Annotated in this window: 19 protein-coding genes and 1 pseudogene; 10 read left to right on the forward strand and 10 right to left on the reverse strand. The window is 62.1% G+C overall.

Annotated features, from left to right (window positions below):
- Nucleotides 1-46: 46 nt before the first annotated feature.
- Nucleotides 47-505, forward strand: coding sequence for an Hsp20 family protein (locus ACLH0J_RS13705; protein WP_411392389.1), 459 nt, complete (start codon nucleotides 47-49; stop codon nucleotides 503-505).
- Between the two features lie 54 nt (nucleotides 506-559).
- Here the strand turns inward: ACLH0J_RS13705 and ACLH0J_RS13710 are convergent, their stop codons facing one another.
- The 3 genes from ACLH0J_RS13710 to ACLH0J_RS13720 all read right to left on the reverse strand — a co-directional run bounded on the left by ACLH0J_RS13710 (nucleotide 560) and on the right by ACLH0J_RS13720 (nucleotide 3,818).
- Nucleotides 560-1,837, reverse strand: coding sequence for a cation:dicarboxylate symporter family transporter (locus ACLH0J_RS13710; protein ID WP_411392390.1), 1,278 nt, complete (start codon nucleotides 1,835-1,837; stop codon nucleotides 560-562).
- Nucleotides 1,838-1,933: 96 nt separating this feature from the next.
- Nucleotides 1,934-3,142, reverse strand: a complete 1,209-nt coding sequence (locus tag ACLH0J_RS13715) for a pyridoxal phosphate-dependent aminotransferase (RefSeq protein ID WP_411392391.1) — start codon at nucleotides 3,140-3,142, stop codon at nucleotides 1,934-1,936.
- A 10-nt stretch (nucleotides 3,143-3,152) separates the two neighbouring features.
- Nucleotides 3,153-3,818 (reverse strand): RraA family protein, encoded by a 666-nt coding sequence (locus tag ACLH0J_RS13720; protein ID WP_411392392.1) that lies wholly within the window; start codon nucleotides 3,816-3,818, stop codon nucleotides 3,153-3,155.
- Nucleotides 3,819-3,941: 123 nt separating this feature from the next.
- Here ACLH0J_RS13720 and ACLH0J_RS13725 point away from each other — a divergent pair, with 123 nt between their 5' ends.
- Together ACLH0J_RS13725 and ACLH0J_RS13730 are read left to right on the forward strand one after the other, a co-directional pair.
- Nucleotides 3,942-4,838, forward strand: coding sequence for a LysR family transcriptional regulator (locus ACLH0J_RS13725; protein WP_411392393.1), 897 nt, complete (start codon nucleotides 3,942-3,944; stop codon nucleotides 4,836-4,838).
- A 351-nt stretch (nucleotides 4,839-5,189) separates the two neighbouring features.
- The gene (locus ACLH0J_RS13730) at nucleotides 5,190-5,987 is read left to right on the forward strand and encodes a DNA/RNA non-specific endonuclease (RefSeq protein ID WP_411392394.1); all 798 of its coding nucleotides are present in this window, start codon (nucleotides 5,190-5,192) and stop codon (nucleotides 5,985-5,987) included.
- Nucleotides 5,988-6,003: 16 nt separating this feature from the next.
- Here the strand turns inward: ACLH0J_RS13730 and ACLH0J_RS13735 are convergent.
- From ACLH0J_RS13735 to ACLH0J_RS13745, 3 genes and pseudogenes are all read right to left on the reverse strand, one after another.
- Nucleotides 6,004-6,114 (reverse strand): annotated as a pseudogene (locus ACLH0J_RS13735) (DUF1289 domain-containing protein); the annotation flags it as partial.
- Entirely contained in the window at nucleotides 6,099-7,004 is a 906-nt protein-coding gene (gene dmeF, locus ACLH0J_RS13740) for a CDF family Co(II)/Ni(II) efflux transporter DmeF (protein WP_411392395.1), read from the reverse strand. The pseudogene ACLH0J_RS13735 and the gene dmeF, both read right to left, overlap by 16 nt.
- Nucleotides 7,001-7,276, reverse strand: a complete 276-nt coding sequence (locus ACLH0J_RS13745; RefSeq protein ID WP_411392396.1) for a metal/formaldehyde-sensitive transcriptional repressor — start codon at nucleotides 7,274-7,276, stop codon at nucleotides 7,001-7,003. Before ACLH0J_RS13745 ends, dmeF begins: the two co-directional genes overlap by 4 nt.
- Nucleotides 7,277-7,413: 137 nt before the next feature.
- On the opposite strand from ACLH0J_RS13745, the gene ACLH0J_RS13750 reads away from it, so the two are divergent.
- Complete coding sequence (locus ACLH0J_RS13750; protein ID WP_411392397.1) at nucleotides 7,414-8,625, forward strand: YeeE/YedE family protein; 1,212 nt, start codon at nucleotides 7,414-7,416, stop codon at nucleotides 8,623-8,625.
- A gap of 1 nt (nucleotide 8,626) precedes the next feature.
- Here ACLH0J_RS13750 and ACLH0J_RS13755 read toward each other — a convergent pair whose 3' ends face one another.
- The 4 genes from ACLH0J_RS13755 to ACLH0J_RS13770 form a co-directional block, all read right to left on the reverse strand.
- Complete coding sequence (locus ACLH0J_RS13755) at nucleotides 8,627-8,788, reverse strand: DUF2986 domain-containing protein (protein WP_411392398.1); 162 nt, start codon at nucleotides 8,786-8,788, stop codon at nucleotides 8,627-8,629.
- Between the two features lie 81 nt (nucleotides 8,789-8,869).
- Entirely contained in the window at nucleotides 8,870-10,096 is a 1,227-nt protein-coding gene (locus ACLH0J_RS13760; protein ID WP_411392399.1) for an MFS transporter, read from the reverse strand.
- A gap of 234 nt (nucleotides 10,097-10,330) precedes the next feature.
- Nucleotides 10,331-12,352 (reverse strand): FIST N-terminal domain-containing protein, encoded by a 2,022-nt coding sequence (locus tag ACLH0J_RS13765; RefSeq protein WP_411392400.1) that lies wholly within the window; start codon nucleotides 12,350-12,352, stop codon nucleotides 10,331-10,333.
- A 206-nt stretch (nucleotides 12,353-12,558) separates the two neighbouring features.
- Nucleotides 12,559-13,476, reverse strand: a complete 918-nt coding sequence (locus ACLH0J_RS13770; protein WP_411392401.1) for a LysR family transcriptional regulator — start codon at nucleotides 13,474-13,476, stop codon at nucleotides 12,559-12,561.
- A gap of 125 nt (nucleotides 13,477-13,601) precedes the next feature.
- On the opposite strand from ACLH0J_RS13770, the gene ACLH0J_RS13775 reads away from it, so the two are divergent.
- From ACLH0J_RS13775 to ACLH0J_RS13800, 6 genes are all read left to right on the forward strand, one after another.
- A complete protein-coding gene (locus tag ACLH0J_RS13775) occupies nucleotides 13,602-14,360 on the forward strand; it encodes a 5-oxoprolinase subunit PxpA (RefSeq protein WP_411392402.1) in 759 nt (252 codons plus the stop codon).
- Nucleotides 14,361-14,454: 94 nt separating this feature from the next.
- Nucleotides 14,455-14,700 (forward strand): acetyl-CoA carboxylase, encoded by a 246-nt coding sequence (locus tag ACLH0J_RS13780; protein ID WP_092474930.1) that lies wholly within the window; start codon nucleotides 14,455-14,457, stop codon nucleotides 14,698-14,700.
- 10 nt (nucleotides 14,701-14,710) lie between these two features.
- Entirely contained in the window at nucleotides 14,711-16,084 is a 1,374-nt protein-coding gene (locus ACLH0J_RS13785) for an acetyl-CoA carboxylase biotin carboxylase subunit (protein ID WP_411392403.1), read from the forward strand.
- Nucleotides 16,081-16,953, forward strand: coding sequence for a 5-oxoprolinase subunit B family protein (locus tag ACLH0J_RS13790; RefSeq protein WP_411392404.1), 873 nt, complete (start codon nucleotides 16,081-16,083; stop codon nucleotides 16,951-16,953). The genes ACLH0J_RS13785 and ACLH0J_RS13790 overlap by 4 nt, the downstream gene beginning before the upstream one ends.
- Nucleotides 16,950-17,924: a biotin-dependent carboxyltransferase family protein gene (locus ACLH0J_RS13795; protein WP_411392405.1), complete on the forward strand. Its 975-nt coding sequence runs from the start codon at nucleotides 16,950-16,952 to the stop codon at nucleotides 17,922-17,924. The genes ACLH0J_RS13790 and ACLH0J_RS13795 overlap by 4 nt, the downstream gene beginning before the upstream one ends.
- Before the next feature lie 111 nt (nucleotides 17,925-18,035).
- A complete protein-coding gene (locus tag ACLH0J_RS13800) occupies nucleotides 18,036-19,358 on the forward strand; it encodes a purine-cytosine permease family protein (protein ID WP_411392406.1) in 1,323 nt (440 codons plus the stop codon).
- Nucleotides 19,359-19,860: the final 502 nt, after the last annotated feature.

Consider the following 19,860-nt stretch of genomic DNA (forward strand, 5'->3'; position numbering starts at 1 on the left):
CGGGTCGCGTATCAAATCACTTGGAGAAAACTCAGGAGATTTTGCAATGGCTACGACTCTTTCCCTTGCCCCACTGTTCCGTCATTCGGTGGGCTTTGACCGTTTCAACGACCTTTTCGAATCGGCGCTTCGCAGCGAGGCCGGTACCACCTATCCACCTCATAACGTCGAAAAGCACGGTGATGATCATTATCGGATCGTGATCGCAGCGGCCGGCCTGGTGGAGGACGACCTGGAGATTCAGGTGGAGAAGGGCGTGTTGACCGTCGCCGGCGGCAAGCGCGAGCATGATGAGGGCATCACTTACCTGCACCAGGGCATCGCCCAGCGTGCGTTTCGCTTGTCGTTCCGCCTGGTTGACCACATCGAAGTGCAGGGCGCGCAGCTCGCCAATGGGTTGCTGAGCATCGATCTGCTCCGGGTGGTGCCGGAGGAAGCCAAGCCTAAGCGCATTACGATTGGCGGTGCGGCCAAGGCGGATGTGAAAACCATCAGCGAGCAGTAATGCCGTGATGAATAAAGGCGCTCTTCGGAGCGCCTTTATTCGTTGGCGCAGGCGTTATTGCACACGCATCTTGCGGGCGTTCATCCGCTCGGCAGCCGGCGCGTTTCGGCCCTCCCACTTGGCAATCACCAGCGGCGCCAAGGCGTTGCCCAAGACGTTCAGCGCGGTGGTGGGCATTTCCATCAACCGATACACCCCGGCGATAAACGCGATGCCCTCCAACGGCAAACCGGCACTGGCCAGGGTCGCCGACAGAATCACGAACATGAATCCCGGTACGCCGGCGGCGCCTTTGGAGGTGAGCACCATGGTGACCACCAACAGCGCCTGGTCGGCCAGGCTCAGGTCGATGCCATACAACTGGGCAATAAACAACGTGCCGATGCCGAGGAACAGTGAGGCGCCGTCGAGGTTGAACGAGTAGCCCACCGGCACCACGAAGCTCACCAGCGAAGGCGGTACACCGTAGGTTTCCAGTTTTTTCATCAGTTGCGGCATCACCGCTGCCGAACTGGCAGTGGAGAACGCCAGCACCAGTTCATCCTTGATATGGCGCATCAAGGCAAACAGGTTGATCCCGCACAGGCGCGCCACCAGGTTGAGCACCACCAGTACAAAGAACGCGATGGCGATGTAGCTGACCATGATCAGCTTGGCCAGTGGCAGCAGCGAGCTGAAGCCGAAGTTGGCCACGGTCACGGCGATCATGCCGAATACACCGATGGGCGAGTAGGCCATGATCATCGACGTGACCTTGAACATCCCGTCGGATACGCCGCGCAGCAGGGCGATGACCGGGTCCTTGCGTTCGTCGGGCAAACGCGCCACGCCCAGGCCGAACATCACCGCAAAGAACAGCACCGACAACAGGCTGCCCTGGGCCATTGCGCTGACCACGTTGTCGGGGATGATGCCGACGATGATCTGCCCCAGGCTATGGCCGGCGGCGCTGCTGGTGGGCAGGGTGATATTGGCCGCGTGCAGGCTGGACAGCTGCGTCCCGGCGCCAGGCTTGAGCAGGTTGCCCATGAGCAGGCCGATGATGATCGCCAGGGTGGTGATGCAAAAGAAATAGCTCAGGGATTTGACCCCGATACGGCCCAGGGTTTTGCCGTCCCCGTGCCCGGCAATGCCCACCACCATGCACGAAAACACGATGGGCACCACGATCATCTTCATCAGCTTGATAAAAATATCGCCCGCCGGTTGCAGGATATTGTCCACCAGCCATGGCCGGGATTCGGGAAAGCGGTGCAGCAGGGCGCCAATGGCGATGCCGGCCAGCAAGCCGATCATGATTTGCCAGACCAGCGCGATACGTGGCGTGTGCATGGGAGTGCCTCATTTGCGATCAATGATTTTTAAGTTGTTGTTCTAGGCAGTCAAAAAGGCGACCTTCCATTGGCCGCCGGGTGTCGCGGGAGGTCGTCAGCGCACGTCGTGGCATGCGTCTTTGAGTCGACGGCAACCTTCTTCAATCACATCCAGCGAACTGGCGAACGACAGACGCACATAGGGCGACATGCCATACGCCGCGCCGCTGACTGTGGCCAGGCCGTAGTCGCGCAGCAGGTAGTCCACCAGTTGGGTGTCGCTTTCCAGGCGATCACCTTGGGGAGTGAACTTGCCCATCAGCCTGCTCACATTGGCGAACACATAGAACGCACCGTCCGGTGGCGTGAAGCTCAGGCCGGGAATCCGCGCCAGTCGCTCCAGCATCAGTGCGCGGCGTTGTTGGTATTGCTCGTGCATCGAGGCGATGGGCGCCTGCTCTCCGGCAAATGCGGCCACCGCCGCCGCCTGGCTCAATGAGCTGGGGCAGGTGGTGGTTTGCGACAGCAGCTTGGCGATGGCGGCGATCAACCACGCCGGCCCCGCGCCGAAACCCAGGCGCCAGCCGGTCATCGCATAGCCCTTGGAGGCGCCGTTGATGATCAGCGTGCGCGACTTGAGGTCGGGGGCCAGGCGTGTCAGCGGCACGTGCCGGGCAGTGCCGTAGACGAAGTGTTCGTAGATTTCGTCGGCCATGATCAGTACATGGGGATGGCGACGCAACACCTGCGCCAACGCCAACAGTTCGGCTTCGTTGTATACAGCACCGCTGGGGTTGTTCGGGCTGTTGAGGATCACCCATTTGGTACGGGGGGTGATCGCCTGTTCGAGGGCGGCGGGCGATAGCTTGAAGCCCAGGCTTTCATCGCCGGGAATGATCACCGGCGTGGCATCGTTGAGCCGCGCGATGTCCGGATAGGACACCCAATATGGCGTATGCACGATGACCTCATCGCCGCGATTCAAGGTGGCAGCCAAGGCGTGATAGATGATGTGCTTGCCGCCGCAGCCCGCGACGACTTCGTCCAGGCCATACGCCAAATCGTTGTCGCGCTGCAGTTTGAGGCAGATGGCCTGGCGTAGGGCGAGGGTGCCGGTGGTGGGGGTGTAGTGGGTGTCGCCGTTGCGCATGGCCAGGCTGGCCGCGTCGAGAATATGCGCCGGGGTGTCGAAGTCCGGCTCGCCCACGGTGAAGTTGACGATGTCGCGGCCCTGGGCACGCAACTCGGTCACCAAGGCGTTGGCGGCGATGCTGGGGGAGGGCGCGATGCCCAGGACGCGGTCCGACAAAAATGCTGTGCTCATCGCTGTTTCCTTATCCTGCCAGACCGGCGTTGTTCAATACCTTGTCGATCCAGCTTTGGCGTACCGCGCCGCTGGCGATTTCGGCCTTCACCACTTCTTCATGCTCGGCATGTTGCGCGGCGCGGCGCAGCACTTCGGCAGCGTCGGCCTGGGAGAACGCCACCAGGCCGTCCTCGTCGCCCACCAGCAGGTCGCCGGGGTTGATCAACATGCCGCCGATGGACACCGGTACGTTCACTTCGCCGGGGCCGGTTTTGTATGGGCCGGTGTGCACCACGGCGCGGGCATAGCAGGGCGTGTTCTCGAAACTGGCAACGTCGCGAATCGCACCGTCGATCACAAACCCCACGCAGCCGCGTTGCTGGGCGTAGAGCTTGACCAGTTCGCCGATCACCGCATTGTTGGTGTCGCCCTGGCCGTCCACCACCAGCACATGGCCGGGCTGCATCAGGCTCATGGCCTTGTAGATCAGCAGGTTGTCGCCGGGGCGGGTTTTCACGGTGATCGCCGTGCCCACCAGCTTACCGCTGCGGTTGTAGCGCGTCAGGCCACGGGCGCCGATGTGACGGCCGAGGTTGTCGCTGATATGCGGGGTGACCACGTGGGCAAACGCCTCGACCAGTTCGGCCGGGGCCATGGGGGCGTTGGGAAGGATGCGTGAACCGGGCAAGGACATGTCGAATCTCCAGAGTCGTCGGATAGCGATGCGGCTATGGCTGGATCTTAGGAGTGACGAATCAAGAATTTTAGCGATATTTTATGATGTGTTAGCATCGCTTTTTGTCATGAGTGTTTCGCCATGATCACCTTCAAGCAAATCGACGCGCTGTACTGGATCGCCGAGCTGGGCAGCTTCGAAGCAGCAGCCAACAAGCTGAACATGTCTCAGTCGGCCATCTCCAAGCGCATCCAGGAGCTGGAAGAGACGTTCGACGTGGCGATCTTCGACCGCAGCAAACGCAACGCGCGCTTGACGGAAAAGGGCGGTGAATTGCTCGATTACGCCCGTGATCTGCTCAAAAGCCGCGACCAATTGATCGAACGGGTCAGCGCCCGCGAAGTGCTGGTGCGGCGCTTTCGCCTCGGCGTCACTGAATTGACCGCGCTGACCTGGCTGCCGGCGTTGGTGGACGCGCTGCGCCAGGCCTATCCCAAGGTGCAGATCGAACCCTCGGTGGAGCTGAGCAGCGAACTATTGCGCAAGCTGGAAAGCGACCAACTGGACTTGATCATCGTGCCGGATGTCTACAACGATCCGCGCTTTCTCAGCACTGCGTTGCAGCGCGTGGAAAACGCCTGGATCTGCTCGCCCGGGCTGATTCCGGACGCCGACCCGGTCAGCCTGGAAACGCTGGCCAACTACACCGTGCTGACCCAGGGCTCGCAGTCGGGCACCGGCTTGATCTACGAACGTTGGCTGGCCGCGCACAACGTGCAGATGCCGCGCACGCTCACGAGCCACAACCTGTTGGTGCAGGTGGGGTTGGCCTTGTCTGGGATTGGCGTGAGTTATTTGCCCAAGGTGTGCCTGTCCCACTTGATCGAGCAGGGCACGTTGCGTGCATTGGTCACGCAGCCGGAATTACCGAGTATCCAGTATGTGACGTTGCACCGGGAGGACCGCCAATTCGGCTTGAACCAGGACGTGGCACGGATGGCGCAAGCGTGCTGCAATTTCTCGCGCTTGTTGTTCTAGTGCCTTGCGCGCAAGCGCTGCCGGGCGTGGCCAGCCACTGGAAGAAAAACGGCCGCCAGTGATGCTCGTGCCGTAGTTCTCTAACAGGCTGAGGTCGTGCTACGCGACGACACGCCATGCGTGGTCGAGCAATGACTGAGTGATGGCGCTGCCAACGATGCCGCTGGCGCCGACGACTAAGGCTGTCTGGGTCATAGGATTTCCCAGGGATGTAGGTTTCTGAGCCCTTGCGTGTAGGAGAGGTTCAACCTTGTCGGTGAGTCTCGCGGCACCAAACAGACTTATCAGGGTCCATACGCCCCGTGCGATCATTCGCGCTCGTCCGTTTACCCTCACCATAAGATCTAACGCATGTACCTACGCAACATTGCCGTCGGGCTGTCAGCCCTTGTTTTGCTCTGCACCACCGTCGACGCCCGCAGCCTGGCAAACCCTTACACCTTTGCGCAGCAACGTGCCTCGTTCGACGGCTGCGCTGAGCTCTTTCCCGCGCAAAAAACCATCAACACCGCCACCGTGCCGGCGACGATGAAACCCCTGGCCCTGTGCTCCGACACCTTTGCCGTGCTCTATTCGCAAACCAGCAAGACCCCGCTGGTGGTGGTCGAACGCCTGAACGCCGCGCAGTTGAAGGACGCCAAAGGCGAGGAGCGCACCAATCAGTTCTACCCTGACCCACGCATCCCCAAGGCCGGCCGCGCGGAGTTGAGCGACTACCGCAGCCAGCATCCAGCCATGGACCGTGGCCACCAGGCCCCGGCCGCCGATGCGCCGAACGCCCATGCCATGGCCCAATCCTTCGCGCTGTCGAACATGGTGCCGCAGGACCCCACCAATAACCGCAAGATCTGGAGCAAGGTCGAGGCGGACGTGCGCAAGTTTGCCCAGCGTGCCGGCGGCGATGTGTATGTGTTCACCGGGCCGCTGTTCGATGCGGGCTACAGCACCATCGGCGACAACCGCGTCTGGGTGCCGACGCGTCTGTTCAAGCTGGTGTACGACGCGTCGTCCCAGCGCGCCTGGGCGTATGTGCTGCCCAACGCCGAAACCCGCATCCAGAAACCAATGGACTACGACACCTTCGTCAAGAGCACCGGGCTCAAGTTGCTGGGCAATCTTCCGGTGTCGGGGTCGGTGGGGCGCAGGTAATCAACGGCTGAGCGCCTTACTTGCCTTTTTTCAACGCCTTCAAGCGCAGCGTCGCGCGCTGCACGGCGGCCATCTTCTCGGGGCGTTTCATGCGTTTCCATTGGGGGGCGGTTACGCCGCACGGAACTCGACGGTGAGGTGGCTCACTTCATGGACGGGCTTGAGGCGCTCGCGAATGCCGTCGGCATCCGTGGTCGCCTGGCCGATCACGCTCACAATCGCCGCGTGTGCCTCGGGGCCCACGCGCCACACATGCAAGTCGGTGATCCTGGCATCGCCGGCTTGTTCGACCAGCTCGCGGATCTCGGCGGCGACGTGTTCGTCGGTCTGGTCCAGCAGCACGCCGGCGGTCACCTTCATCAAGCTCCAGGCCCAGCGTGCGATCACGATGGCGCCGACGATACCCATCACCGGGTCCAGCCACACCCAGCCCAGGTAGCGGCCGGCCAGCAACGCGGCGATGGCGAGCACGGAGGTCAGCGCATCGGCGAGCACATGCACGTAGGCCGATCGCAGGTTGTTGTCGTGGCCAGGGTGATGATGCTCGTGATCGTGGCTATGACGATGGCCGTGGCCCAGCAACAGCGCGCTGACGATATTCACCACCAGGCCGACGATGGCAATCAGCGTCGCCGTACCGAACTGCACCTCGGCGGGCTCGAGCAGGCGCATCACCGACTCGACCGCAATGCCCAGGGACACCAGCGCCAGGATCAGCGCCGAGGCGAAGCCGCCCAGGTCGCCGACCTTGCCGGTGCCAAAGCTGAAGCGCGGGCTGCGCGCATGGCGCTTGGCATAGGCGTAGGCCGCCGCGGCGATGCCCAAGGCGCCGGCGTGGGTGGCCATGTGGAAACCGTCGGCCAGCAGGGCCATGGAGCCGGTGAGGTAGCCGGCGGCGATTTCCGCCACCATCATCACCAGCGTCAGCAGCACCACCCACAGGGTGCGCCGGGCGTTTTCTTCGTGGGAGGCGCCGAGGAACACGTGCTCATGTGCGTGACGATTGAGGCGGCTCATTTGGAGTACCGGCGAATGGCTTCCAGTAACTCTTCCACGCCCTGGTTGCGCGCTTCGTCGCTGAGGGAGGGGGCTGCCACATGCGCCCTGGCGTGCTCTTCGATGATTTCTTCCATCAAGCCGTTGATGGCGCCGCGGGTAGCGGCCACCAGGTGCAGGGTCTTGGCGCAGTCGGCGTCCGTCTCCAGGGCTTTTTCCACCGCCTGGAGCTGCCCGGCGATGCGTTTTACCCGTTTGATCAGGCTGTCTTTGTTGGCTGCGATATGGCCCATTGGATACCCCCCCTACCTATGAAGGGGCGAATCATGGCATACCCCCCACCCCTATACAATGCTGCCGATGAAGGCCGCGCTCGGGTTTATACTCGCCCCCTTGCAATCAACCCCATTCAAACGAACCGAGATACCCCATGAGCACCTCTGTCCCTATCACCCCCGCGCGCACGCCCGTCGCGCCGCTGGTGGCCTTTATCCTGCTGGTGCTGGGCGGCCTGTTCCTGCAGAACAGCGTCGGCTCGCGCCAGGTGTTGTTACTGGCGGTCGGCGCCGCGCTGGGCCTGACCCTCTACCACGCCGCCTTCGGCTTCACCTCGGCCTGGCGCGTGTTCATCAATGACCGGCGTGGCGCCGGCTTGCGCGCGCAGATGGTGATGCTGGCGCTGGCGGTGCTGCTGTTTTTCCCGGCGCTGGGGGCGGGCAGCCTGTTCGGCCAGCCGGTGGTCGGGCTGGTGGCACCGGCGGGGGTGTCGGTAGTGTTCGGCGCGTTTATCTTCGGGATCGGCATGCAGTTGGGCGGCGGTTGTGCGTCGGGCACGCTGTTCACCGTGGGCGGCGGCAATGCACGCATGCTGGTGACCCTGTTGTTCTTTATCTGCGGCTCGCTGATCGCCACCCATCACGTGGACTGGTGGTTTGCGCTGCCGGCGTTCCCGGCGGTGTCCATCGTCAAAAGCTTCGGTGTGGTGCCGGCATTGATCCTGAACCTGGCGGTGTTCGCGCTGATCGCGGTGGTGACCGTGCGCCTGGAAAAGCGCCGTCATGGCCAGCTTGAAGCCGGCGTGACCAGCGAGCATCAGGGGCTGCGCCGCTTCCTGCGCGGGCCGTGGCCGTTGGTGTGGGGCGCGATTGGCCTGGCACTGCTCAATTACGCGACCCTGGCCCTGGCCGGGCGGCCGTGGGGCATCACCTCGGCGTTCGCGCTGTGGGGGGCCAAGGTGGCCAGCGGGTTGGGTGTGGATGTGGCCAGTTGGGCGTTCTGGCAAATGCCGGGCAATGCCAAGGCCCTGGCCGCACCGGTGTGGGAAGACATCACCAGCGTGATGGACATCGGCATCGTCCTGGGTGCGCTGTTGGCCGCAGGCCTGGCCGGACGCTTCGCCCCCAGCTTGAAGATCCCGACGCGCTCGCTGGTGGCGGCGGTGATCGGCGGCCTGCTGCTGGGCTATGGCTCGCGCCTGGCATACGGCTGCAACATCGGCGCGTACTTCAGCGGCATCGCCTCCGGCAGCCTGCATGGCTGGGTGTGGCTGGTGGCTGCGTTTATCGGCAACGGCGTGGGCGTGCGGTTGCGGCCGTTTTTCTTCGCCTGGGAGCGCCCGCAGGTGGCGTTGAGCGGTTGCTGAGTCAGCTTTCCGGGGACAGGCTGGGGTCTTGAGCGGCCTCAGCCGCGAGCTTTTCCCGCTCCGCTTTGCTGATGTACTTATCCTTACTTTTCGGCGCCAATTTGGCGCTGGCCTTCTTGGCTTTGGCTTTGAACAACTGCTGGAGTTTTTTCTGGCGATTCATGGGGTTTTACCTGACGTGTACAGGCGCGGATGATACCAGCTTAAAAACCGCGATCATCGTCCAAGTCGCTCCTGCGCCGGTCTAGCAAGGCGCTGCCGCCAAGCGGTTGCTGATGTTGCGCCCCAGCACCAGCACCGTGACAAACCCGCAGCCCACCAGGGCCGTGGCCAGGCTCAGCAGCACCGCGCTGCCCAACTGGTCGACGATGCGCCCGCCAAAGAACGAACCCAAGGCAATAATCACCTGGAACAGGGCGACGAACAGCGGCATGCCACGCTCGACGTCCTTGGGTGCCACCACAAACATCCAGATACTGGCGCAGGCCGGGAAGGCGCCGAAGGCGAAGCCCCACAGCCCGATCAGCATCGCGGCGCCGGTCATGCCGGTGGCGAAGTAAGGGAACAGTGCGGTGCTGGTGCCGATCATCAGCGCCACCAGCAACAAGGTGTGCCGCACGCTGCGGTTGGCGGCGAAACCGGCAAAGATATTGCCGAATACCCCGGCCACGCCAAAGAGCAGCAACAGCGAGCCAATCGTCGGCCCATCGAAGCCGGAGCTGTATTTGAAGAAGGGCGCGACATAGGTGTAGGCGGCAAAGTGCGCCAGGCCGATCAGCAACACTGCGATCAAACCAACCCGCGCTTGCGGATTGATAAACAAGGCCGGCAGGTCACTGATGCGAATCGCCTTGTCCGGCATGAGTCGCGGCAACAGAAAGACCTGCGCCAGCAACACCGGCACACCCAGCAGCGCGGTGACCAGGAACGTCATGCGCCAGCCCATCAGGCCGCTGAGCCAGGTGCCGACGGGCACGCCGAGCACGGTGGCCAGCGTTACACCGACCATGATGATCGACGTGGCCTGCGCGACGCCCACGCCCTTGGGCGCCAGGCGTCCGCTGAGGGCGATGGCCGTGGCCCAGAAACCGCCGATGCTGATGCCCAGCAACACGCGCCCGAACAGCAACAGGCTGAAATCGCTGGCGAAGGCCACCACCGAGTTGGCGATGATCATGATCAGCGTCAGGCTGATCAGCAGATAGCGCCGGTCCATGCCCCCAATGCTCACCGACAGAAAAGGCGCGGCGAGGGCGGCCATGATCCCCGGCAGGGTCACCATCAGACCGGCATGGCCGGCACTGATGCCAAGGTCGCTGGCGACGTCGTTGAGCACGCCCACCGGCAGAAACTCGCTGGTCACCAGGGCGAAAGCCCCCACGGCGACCGACAGAATCGCCAGCCACTGCTGTTTGACACTCTGTTGATTATGTTCGGGACGGCCGTGAGGGGCCTGGAGCGCGCTGGACATGGCGTTGGGTTCCAAGAGGGGTGCCGCCTGAAACCAGGCGGGGGGACGAAGTGGGGAGCGATTATAGGAATCGGTCTTGGCGACCCAATAGGCGAGCGGTTCGATAGTCATCATCAGTGCGATTGATGTGAGCGGCGCAGCATTTCCTTGAATGCGCGCTTTTAAGCGTGGGCCGGCGTCGCGAGTGATCGGGATGAGCGACCTGTTCAGTCGGCTCACCCCGCCCCTGTAACCCTACGTATGGGTCAACCCCGTCAACGTATCCGCAATGGTCTTCGTCCGTTGCGCCGTGCCCTCGGTCGCCCGGCTTGACGCTTCCAGTGCATCGAGCATTTCGCGCAGTGCGCCGACGCCGCTGGACTGGTCTTCAATCTGCTGGGCCACGCGCTGGATCTCGCTGGACAACAGGTCGATGTCCACGCCGATTTCCGCGGCATTCTTACGCGTGATTTCCGCCAGTTTGCGCACTTCGTCGGCCACCACCGCAAAGCCCCGGCCCAGGTCGCCGGCGCGGGCCGCTTCGATGGCGGCGTTGAGCGCCAGCAGGTTGGTCTGCCCGGCGATCTGCTGGATCACCTGCACAATCGACTGGATACGCAAACTCGAGCCCGCCAGCGTGCGCGCGCCCTCCACTGCGACATCCGCCTGGCTGGACAGCCCCTCCACCGTGGCCCCGGCCTGGGCAGACACGCTGTTCTGCTGGTCGATGGTGCCCACCAGTTCGTCCATCGACGCGTGCAACTCACCGGAGTAATGCTTGATCTGTGCCGCGATGTCCGCCTGCAGGTGCTGGGCCTGGGCCAGCACCTGGCCCAAGTCCGAGAGGCCTTCAAACACCGGCAGGATGCTGCTGTCCAGCCCACGGGTGTTCAGCGCACCGGTGAAATCGTTGTTCTTGAACGCGGTGATCTGCTTGACCACCACATGGTTCAGCCCCGCCAGTTTCTTCACCTGGCGTCGCAGGAAAAACGCCTTGAACTCGCCGTAGTGGGCGATGAAATTGTCCACATACTCGTCGCTGAAACTGGCGCCCTTGGCCACCCGGAAGAAGAAAATCGCGGTCAGCGTCTGGTTCAGGTTCAACCCCAGAATCTCACCGAAGGTCGAGAACCCCGCCAGCGGCACATCCCCAAACGTGCCGGCCATGCCGCCCAATTCGCCCGCGTTGTTGAGCCGGCGCAAAATGCAGTCGTTCAGAATACCCGCCACCGGCTGGCCGCCCTTGCCGCGCAAGAACTGTTCATAGTCCAGACGCGTGGCGTCACGCAAGGGCGTGCGCCGCACCATCACCAACTCCTCGCCGGGCGCCACGTCGCAAAACAGCTGCACGATCTGCTGCTGATGGTCGATGCGCGCGATGGAGCGCACAAACAACTCGCTGCCCACCCGAATCGCAAACGAGTAGTCCGCCAGCTTCGCCTCCAGGGCCTGGGGCGCGCAATTGAAGGCGTCGCACAGCGCCTGCACCATGCTCTTGATATTGCCGCTGCTGTCGATCACCTGGTCAATCGTGCGGTCCTCCACCGAGGCGGTGAGCACGCTGAAGGTCAAATCCGCCGGTTTGAAGTTCTGGCTCTTGAACACGCCAAATCGCACATGAGCCGCCGTCTTCAGGAACACGATCTGCGCATGGTTCTGATAACTGCGCTGGCCATCGTGAATCAGCGTCTTCTGGAAATCCAACTTACCGCCGGCCGACCCGCCCACAAACAAACAGGGGAAACGCCCCGACTCATACAGCGACTCCATAAAAAACGACTCTGACGCCGACAACCCATCGAACACCACATAGGCCAACGTATCGCGGTGATCGATCGGCGTGCGCACTTGTAACCGCTTGATATTACTCACCAACTTGGCAATCCGTTCCTGCATTCCCAAACGCTTGCCGCCGCCGCGAATGTCCTCGCACTCCAATGGCACCATCACCACTTCGGCCGAGGCAATCAGGCTGTCATCGAACAACTGCAGCACTACCCGATCCCAGCGCTCGCCGGTGGTGCAGTACAGCGAATTGGCTGCGTTGCACAACTCGCCCGAGGTGGTGCACAGGCTGATGGTGGTTTGGGGGAAGCGACGTTTGAGCTTGGCGGCGACCTGATCGATGTCCAGGTGAGGGGAGATGAAACCGGTGATCAGGGTAGGGGTGATGCGCAGGTTGGCTAATGCGGGGTCCAGTTCATTGGCCGTGCAGGTGAGCGTGGCGGTGCCTTGACGATCGGCCCGGGCTTTTTTTAGAAGGGAGAGTGGGTTCATGTCGGTCGGCTCAATCTGAGGGGAACGCAGGATGTAGGCATGCGGTTAGTAGGGTTATCGGCAGGTTGAGTGGGGGCTGGAGGGGGGGCGACGGATGGACGCATTCAGGCGCGTGTTGACCACTATCAGGCGCGTCGCCCGTGACCTGAAATGGTCCAAAGCTCCCATCGCAAAGCCACAAAAGGAGGGCATGGTTTTCGCTGTTTTCAGCGTCGCGCAGACAGCTGTTGCGGCGCCAGAAATGCGTCGTGGAAATAGTTACGAAACGCCTGCATCGCCGGGCTGAATTCGCGCTCGCGATGCCACGCCAGTCCAACACTCATCGGCGTCACCTTGTCGGTGACTGTCAGGGTTTCGATGCGTTTTCCTTCCAGCGACCAGGGGCGGTGTACCAAGTCCGAGAGGATTGCCACGCCGCTGCCATTGGCGACCATGCTGCGCACCGCTTCGACTGAACTGGTGCGTACCCGCACGTTTGGCTGCTGATGCGCATGTTCCCAGTAACGCATGGCGCTTTGTTCGGCTTCGTCGACGGTCAGCAGGATGTAGGGTTCTTTCGCGACGTCGGCGAGGCTGACCGCCGAGCGTTGGCACAACGGATGGTGGCTGGGCAGCCACAACCGGCGCTCGGAGTTGAAAAGAATCTCCGAGACGATGTCCGGGTGGGTGAGGTTCGCGGTGAGCACCACGGCCATGTCGAATCGACCTTCCAGCAGACCCTGCTCGATGGCCGTCCGTTCCTGTTCGTGGACCTCGATGGCCACGTCCGGATGCCAGTGTTCAAGCCGTTGCAGGTGGTGCGGCAGGAAGTAACCGATCACCGTGTAGCTCGCCGCCAAGCGCAATACACCACTGGCGCGGATGTCCGGCAACGGGCTGTTCAACGCGTCATCGACGCTGCGCAAGATCACGTAGGCCCGATTCAAAAAGTGCCGCCCGGCGTCGGTCAGGCTCATGCCCTGGGCCGAACGCTGGAACAACAGCGTGCCGAGGATGCTTTCCAGTTCCTTGATCGCCGTGGTCACCGCCGACTGGGAAATATTCAAATGAATCGCGGCTTGAGAGATTTGCCCGATCTCGGCGGTGGCGACGAAATAACGAACTTGGCGCAAGGTCAGGGACATGAGCACTCCGGGTGACGAGGTATCTGTTTTTCAGAAGATAACCCCTCTGATAATAGATCTTCCCAAGGGGTTAACAGGAATCTAACGTGGCCTGCATGAAGTCACAAGCGTCGGGAGCACGCGTCATGCAGGCAGTAGATTTCAACTCGGACATGGGCGAAGGCTTTGGCCCCTGGACCATCGGCGATGGCGTCGACAATGAGCTGATGGGCTTTATCAGTTCGGCCAACATCGCCACCGGTTTTCATGCCGGCGACCCCGGCACCATGCGTCGCACCGTCGAGCAGGCCAAGTGCCTGGGCGTGGCCATCGGCGCGCATCCGGGGTTTCGCGACCTGGTGGGTTTTGGTCGTCGGCACATCAATGCACCGGCCCAGGAACTGGTCGACGACATGCTCTATCAGTTGGGCGCCTTGCGTGAAATCGCCCGGGTTCAGGGCGTGGCCCTGCAACACATCAAACCCCACGGCGCGCTCTACATGCACCTGGCCCGAGACGAAGAGGCCGCCCGTTTGCTGATAGAGAACCTCCAACGTCTGGAACCGGCGTTGCTGCTGTATTGCATGCCCGGTTCGGTGATCTGGCGGGTTGCCAAGGAACTCGGCCAACCGGTGATCCGCGAGTTCTACGCCGACCGCGAATACGACCTCAGCGGCTCCATCGTCTTCACCCGCAACGTGCGCGCTTACGACCCGGCCCACGTCGCCGAGCGCGTGCTGCGTGCTTGCCAACAAGGCGTGGTGCGCACCATTGAGGGCGAAGACCTGGCGATTGAATTCGACTCCATCTGTTTGCACAGCGACACGCCGGGAGCCCTGGCGTTGGTCGAAGCCACACGTCATGCCCTGGATGGCGCGGGCATAGAGGTCCGAGCACCGCGCTGAGACCCAACGAAAACACTTGGCACACAGATGCCAGGGTTTGCCCACCGATTCACTTTTTGCCTGCCTTTCTACAACTATTCCAAGAGGAACAGACATGGCCGAACACACTGTAATCACCCCGTTGCCGGGGACTTTCTATCGCAAAGCTAGCCCGGAATCGGCGAACTTCGTCGAAGTCGGCGCGCAGGTCAGCGCCGACACGGTGATTGGCTTGATCGAGGTCATGAAGCAGTTCTCCGAACTGACCGCCGGTACGGCCGGTCGTCTCAGTGCTTTTTTGGTAGAAGACGGTGATCCGGTGGAGCCGGGTCAAGTCGTTGCAACACTCGACGACGAGTGAGGGCGCGATCATGACCCACGCCATTCGTAAATTGCTGATCGCCAACCGTGGCGAGATCGCCGTGCGGATTATCCGCGCGGCCAAGGAACTGGGCATTCCCACCGTTGCCGCGTGCAGCGAGGCGGACGTCGATTCCCAGGCTGCGCGCATGGCCGATGAGGTGCACATTCTCGGCCCGGCCCGTGCCGACAAAAGTTACCTGAACGTCGAAGCGTTGCTCGGCGCCTTGAACACCACGGGCGCCAACGCCGTGCATCCCGGTTACGGCTTTCTGTCGGAGAACGCCGATTTCGCCGAAGCCGTGGTGGCGGCCGGCGCCATTTTCGTCGGCCCCAGCGCGCAGACGATCCGGCGCATGGGCGATAAAGCCGAGGCGCGGCGCACGGCGCAAGCCGCTGGCGTGCCGGTGGTGCCGGGTTCGCCGGGCGAACTGTTCGACGTTGAGTCGGCGCTCGAGGCGGCCCAATCCGTTGGCTTCCCGCTGTTGATCAAAGCGTCGGCCGGTGGCGGCGGGCGCGGTATTCGGCTGGCGGAAAACGTCGAGCAACTGAGCGCCGAATTCCCCCGTTCCCAGCGCGAAGCCCAAGCGGCGTTTGGCAATGGCGCGGTGTACCTGGAGCGGTTTATCAGCCGTGCCCGGCATATTGAAGTGCAGGTGCTGGGCGACGGCCAGCACGCCGTGCATTTGTTTGAGCGCGAGTGTTCGCTGCAACGGCGCCGGCAGAAAATCTTCGAAGAAGCGCCGTCGCCAGTCCTCAGCCAGCAGCAACGGGAAACGCTGTGCGCCAGCGCCGTGCGCCTCACCGAATCCCTGGGCTACAAGGGCGCCGGCACCCTGGAATACCTGTATGACGAGGCTACCGGTGAGTTCTTCTTTATCGAGATGAACACGCGGATTCAGGTGGAGCACCCGGTCAGCGAACTGATCACGGGCATCGACCTGGTCCAGGCCATGTTGCGCATCGCAGGCGGCGAGCCGCTGGGCTTCAAGCAAAGCGACATCCGCCTCAACGGCGCGGCCCTGCAAATGCGCCTGAACGCTGAAGACCCGACGCGCGAGTTCTTCCCGAGTCCAGGCCTGGTCGAGGAACTGATCTGGCCGAACGGCGAGGGCATTCGCGTTGATACGCATCTCTATCAAGGCTACCGCGTGCCGCCGTACTATGACTCGCTGCTGGCCAAACTGATTGTTCACGGTGCGGATCGCGCCGAAGCCCTGGCCCGAGCGCGAATGGCGGTGGCGCACACCACACTCACCGGCATGGCCAACACCTTGGCACTGCACGGTGAATTGCTGGAACAACCTTGGCTGCACAGCGCCGACTTTCACACAGGCACCCTGGAAACCTGGCTGGCCGAGCGCCGCAGCGGAGGTGAAGCATGAGTACTCCCATCCGCTACAGTTTTGGCGCCGATGAGCATTTGTTTGCCGAAGTCAGCGACAGCATGTCCCTGGACGCGTTCTTCAAAGGCCTGGCCGTCACCCGCGCCGTGGAACGCCTGGCGCTGGATGGCGTGCTCGATATCTGCCTGGCTAACGCGTCATTCCAGATTCGTTTCGACCCGGATCGCATCGCCCCTTACACCTTGCTCGACGCGGTAAAAATCGCCGAGGCCGGCGCCGTTGCCGAGCGGACGTTACAGACGCGGATTATCGAGATTCCGGTGCTCTACAAGGATCCCTGGACCCACGAAACCCTGATGCGTTTTCGCGACCGCCATCAAGACCCGAGCGCCACGGACCTGGAATACGCCGCACGGATCAACGGTCTGGCCGACGTCGATGCGTTCATCGCGGCCCACAGTGGCGCGCCGTGGTTTGTCTCGATGGTCGGCTTTGTTGCCGGGCTGCCGTTCATGTTCCAGATGGTCGAGCGCGAGCGTCAGTTGCAGGTGCCCAAGTACCTGCGCCCGCGCACCGACACACCGAAATTGACCCTGGGTCACGGCGGTTGCTTTGGTTGCATTTACTCAGTGCGTGGTGCCGGCGGTTATCAGATGTTTGGCGTCACGCCCGCGCCGATCTACGACCCGCAACAGAACCTTGCGTACCTGAAAGAACACATGGTGTTTTTCCGCCCGGGCGACATCGTGCAGTTCAAACCGATGGACCGTGAAGCCTACGACCACGCGGTGGCCGAAGTGGAAGCCGGTCGCTTTGATCTGCGGATTCGGCCGGTGGAGTTTTCGCTGGACGCGTTCCTGGCCGATCCCGTTGGCTATCCCAAGTCGTTGCAGGAGGTGTTGGCATGATCAAGGTCCTCAAACCCGGCCTCGCCACTTCAGTACAAGACCTGGGCCGCGAAGGGTATTACCACTTGGGCATTCCACCGTCCGGCGCGCTTGATCAATACGCCTTGAGCGCGGCCAATCAATTGGTTGGCAACTCGGCGGGTTCGGCGGCGCTGGAATGCACGCTGCTCGGGCCTGAGTTGGAATTTCAGCAGGATGCATTGGTGGCGGTCAGCGGCGCGCACATGACGCCACGGGTCGATGGCGTGGAAATGCACCACGACACGGCGTTCACCGTGAAGGCCGGGCAAGTGCTGCGCTTTGACTTTCCCAAGGCGGGTGCCCGCACTTATGTGGCGGTGGCCGGCGGCATTGATGTGCCGGTGGTGCTCGGCAGTCGCTCCACCTATGCGCTGGGCGCGCTCGGAGGTTTTCAGGGGCGACGCCTGATGGCCGGCGACGAATTACCGGTGGGCATCGCCAGTGGCAAGAGTCACGCCGGGGCCAGTTTGCCCATGGCGTTACGGCAATCCTTGGGTGGCGAAATCACCCTGCGGGTGGTGCCCGGTCTGTACTACCACCGCTTGACCGAATCGGCGGCAGCGTGTTTTTTCGCCGAGCCATGGACAGTCGGTTCGGAAGCCGACCGCATCGGCTATCGCTTCAAGGGCGGCAGCGCGCTGAGCTTTCAGCCCCGGGAGCAGCCGTTCGGCGCCGGTTCCGATCCGTCGAACATCGTCGACAGTTGCTACCCGATCGGCTCGATCCAGGTGCCCGCCGGGCTCGAACCCATCGTGCTGCACCGGGATGCGGTGTCCGGTGGCGGCTACGCGATGATTGGCACGGTGATCAGCGCCGACCTCGATTTGATCGGCCAGATGCAACCCAACCAGAAGGCCCGCTTTGTCGCGGTAACCCTCGAAGAGGCGCTGGACGCGCGACGTTCCTATAAGAAAAAACTCAGTTGCCTGAGCAAGCTGTTCCCTTCCTGATTCTGCCCGCCGTCTAGCGCGGGCCATGCCAAACGGTACGCCAACGCCGCACTTCGGTGCGGTGACGGCTGCCCGCGCTTCAACCTTTGACTGGTTTTGGAGTTCACGCATATGGCTGCTTTATCGCAATCGAGTCAAACCGGGCAAGATCCGGCGCATCACCCTGTTCCCACCGAAGCGCGCATGGGTCGACTGTCCCTGACCATGGCCTGGTGGGCGGTGTGCAGTGCGATGTTTTACATCGTGGTGGGGGCTTCATTGGCGTTGTCGTTCGGTGCACGCAATGCGCTGATCGGCATGGTCCTGTCGGTGATTTGTTATGGACTGGTCAACAGCGTGCTCAGCCGCTTTGCGATTCGCAGCGGTTTGTCGGTGGCGTTGTTTTCACGGCTGTTGTTCGGCAGTACCGGGGCGTGCCTGGCGACGTTGATCTTCTTTTCGACCGCGATCTATTACGCGGTGTTCGAAGGTTCGGTGATCGCCGTCGCGCTCAATCACCTGTACCCGGAACTGGTCTATCCGCTGGCGGCATTGGCGGTGGTGCTCTACAGCGTGCCGATGATCCTGGGCAGCGTGCAGCACTGGCTGGACAAGCTCAACGGCGTGCTGCTGCCGGTGTACCTCGGTGGTTTGCTGGTGGCGGTGGGGCTATCGATCAGCCGATATGGCTACCAGCCGCAATGGCTGGATTTCGGCCCGGCAACGCCTGCTGCATTCGGCTGGTGGGACTGTTTTGTCGCCTACATGGGCGTCTGGGTGTTGATGCTGTTCACCTTCGACTATGCGCGTTTCGGCAAGCCTGAAGACGCCGAGTACCACGGTTGCTGGAACTTCGGCATGCCGTTCTACGCGGTGACGTTTCTGCTCAACGGCGCGGCGGGCATTTACCTGGTCAGCAGCATTCCCCACGAAGGCGCGCTGAACGAAGTCTCGGTGGTGATGGCGATTTTGCAGTTGATGGGCCTGTGGGGATTGTTGTTTGTCTGGGCCACGCAAACCCGGATCAACACCGCCAACTATTACTTGGCGACCCTGAACATGCAGGCGTTCTTTGGTCGATTTGGCCTTCGCGGTTCGTACCTGATGTGGGCAGTGGCGGTGGGGGTGATCGTCTACGGCTTGATGCTCGCGGACGTGTTTGCCTACATCCTCAAGGCGTTGGCCTATCAGGGGATTTTCGTGGTGGCCTGGGTGGGTGTGGCCTTGGCGCAGATTGTCTACGGACGCAGTGACGTGGCAGCGCTCGAACGGGTGGTCGCGTTTAACCCGGTGGGCCTGACGGCCTGGTTTGGCGCCACTGCATTGGGTCTTGCGTTGATGTTTTCCGGCGGCGGCCTGAGCAGCTTTTCCGCGCCCTCTACCGTGATAGTTGCATTTGCCTTGCAAGCAGGCTTATCCCATCGAAGCCGGTTGCGGTTACAGTTGGCAGAGTAGCGTTTTGCAGTCACTCATCCCGTACCCGCCTGCTCTAACAAGGTAGAGCGGGTAATGGGACGCTCATTGCGCATTTGCTGAGACCTGAGTAAAAGCTTCTGGAAAGGACATCCCAGCATCGAGACCCTAGGCGTGCTGGACGAGATCTATGGGTACACCCCGCTGACTACGCCACTGGAAATACGTCGCTATGTTGATACGCATCCAAAGATCTTGATGTTTCGTAGCAAGCCAGAACTGCAGGGCTTGAGCAGGCATCAGCTACCAGTCAATGATTTGGAGCCCTATCCGCTCCCATGATTCGTGCGGTGTCCTTTGCCGGCGGCAAGCCGAACAGGCGCACGTAATCCCGACTGAATTGAGCTTTCTCGGTCTGCTTTCGGCCCAGAGTGTGTAAAAACGCTCATGGGCTTGGGATTCCTCGATCCTCGACGTTCGTTGACGGGGCTATCCCTCGGTCGATGCCATGGATTGCATCGGTAGCGTCCTGGAGCACGTCAAT

The organism is Pseudomonas sp. MPB23, from assembly GCF_046605395.1.
In the GTDB taxonomy this organism is placed as follows: domain Bacteria; phylum Pseudomonadota; class Gammaproteobacteria; order Pseudomonadales; family Pseudomonadaceae; genus Aquipseudomonas.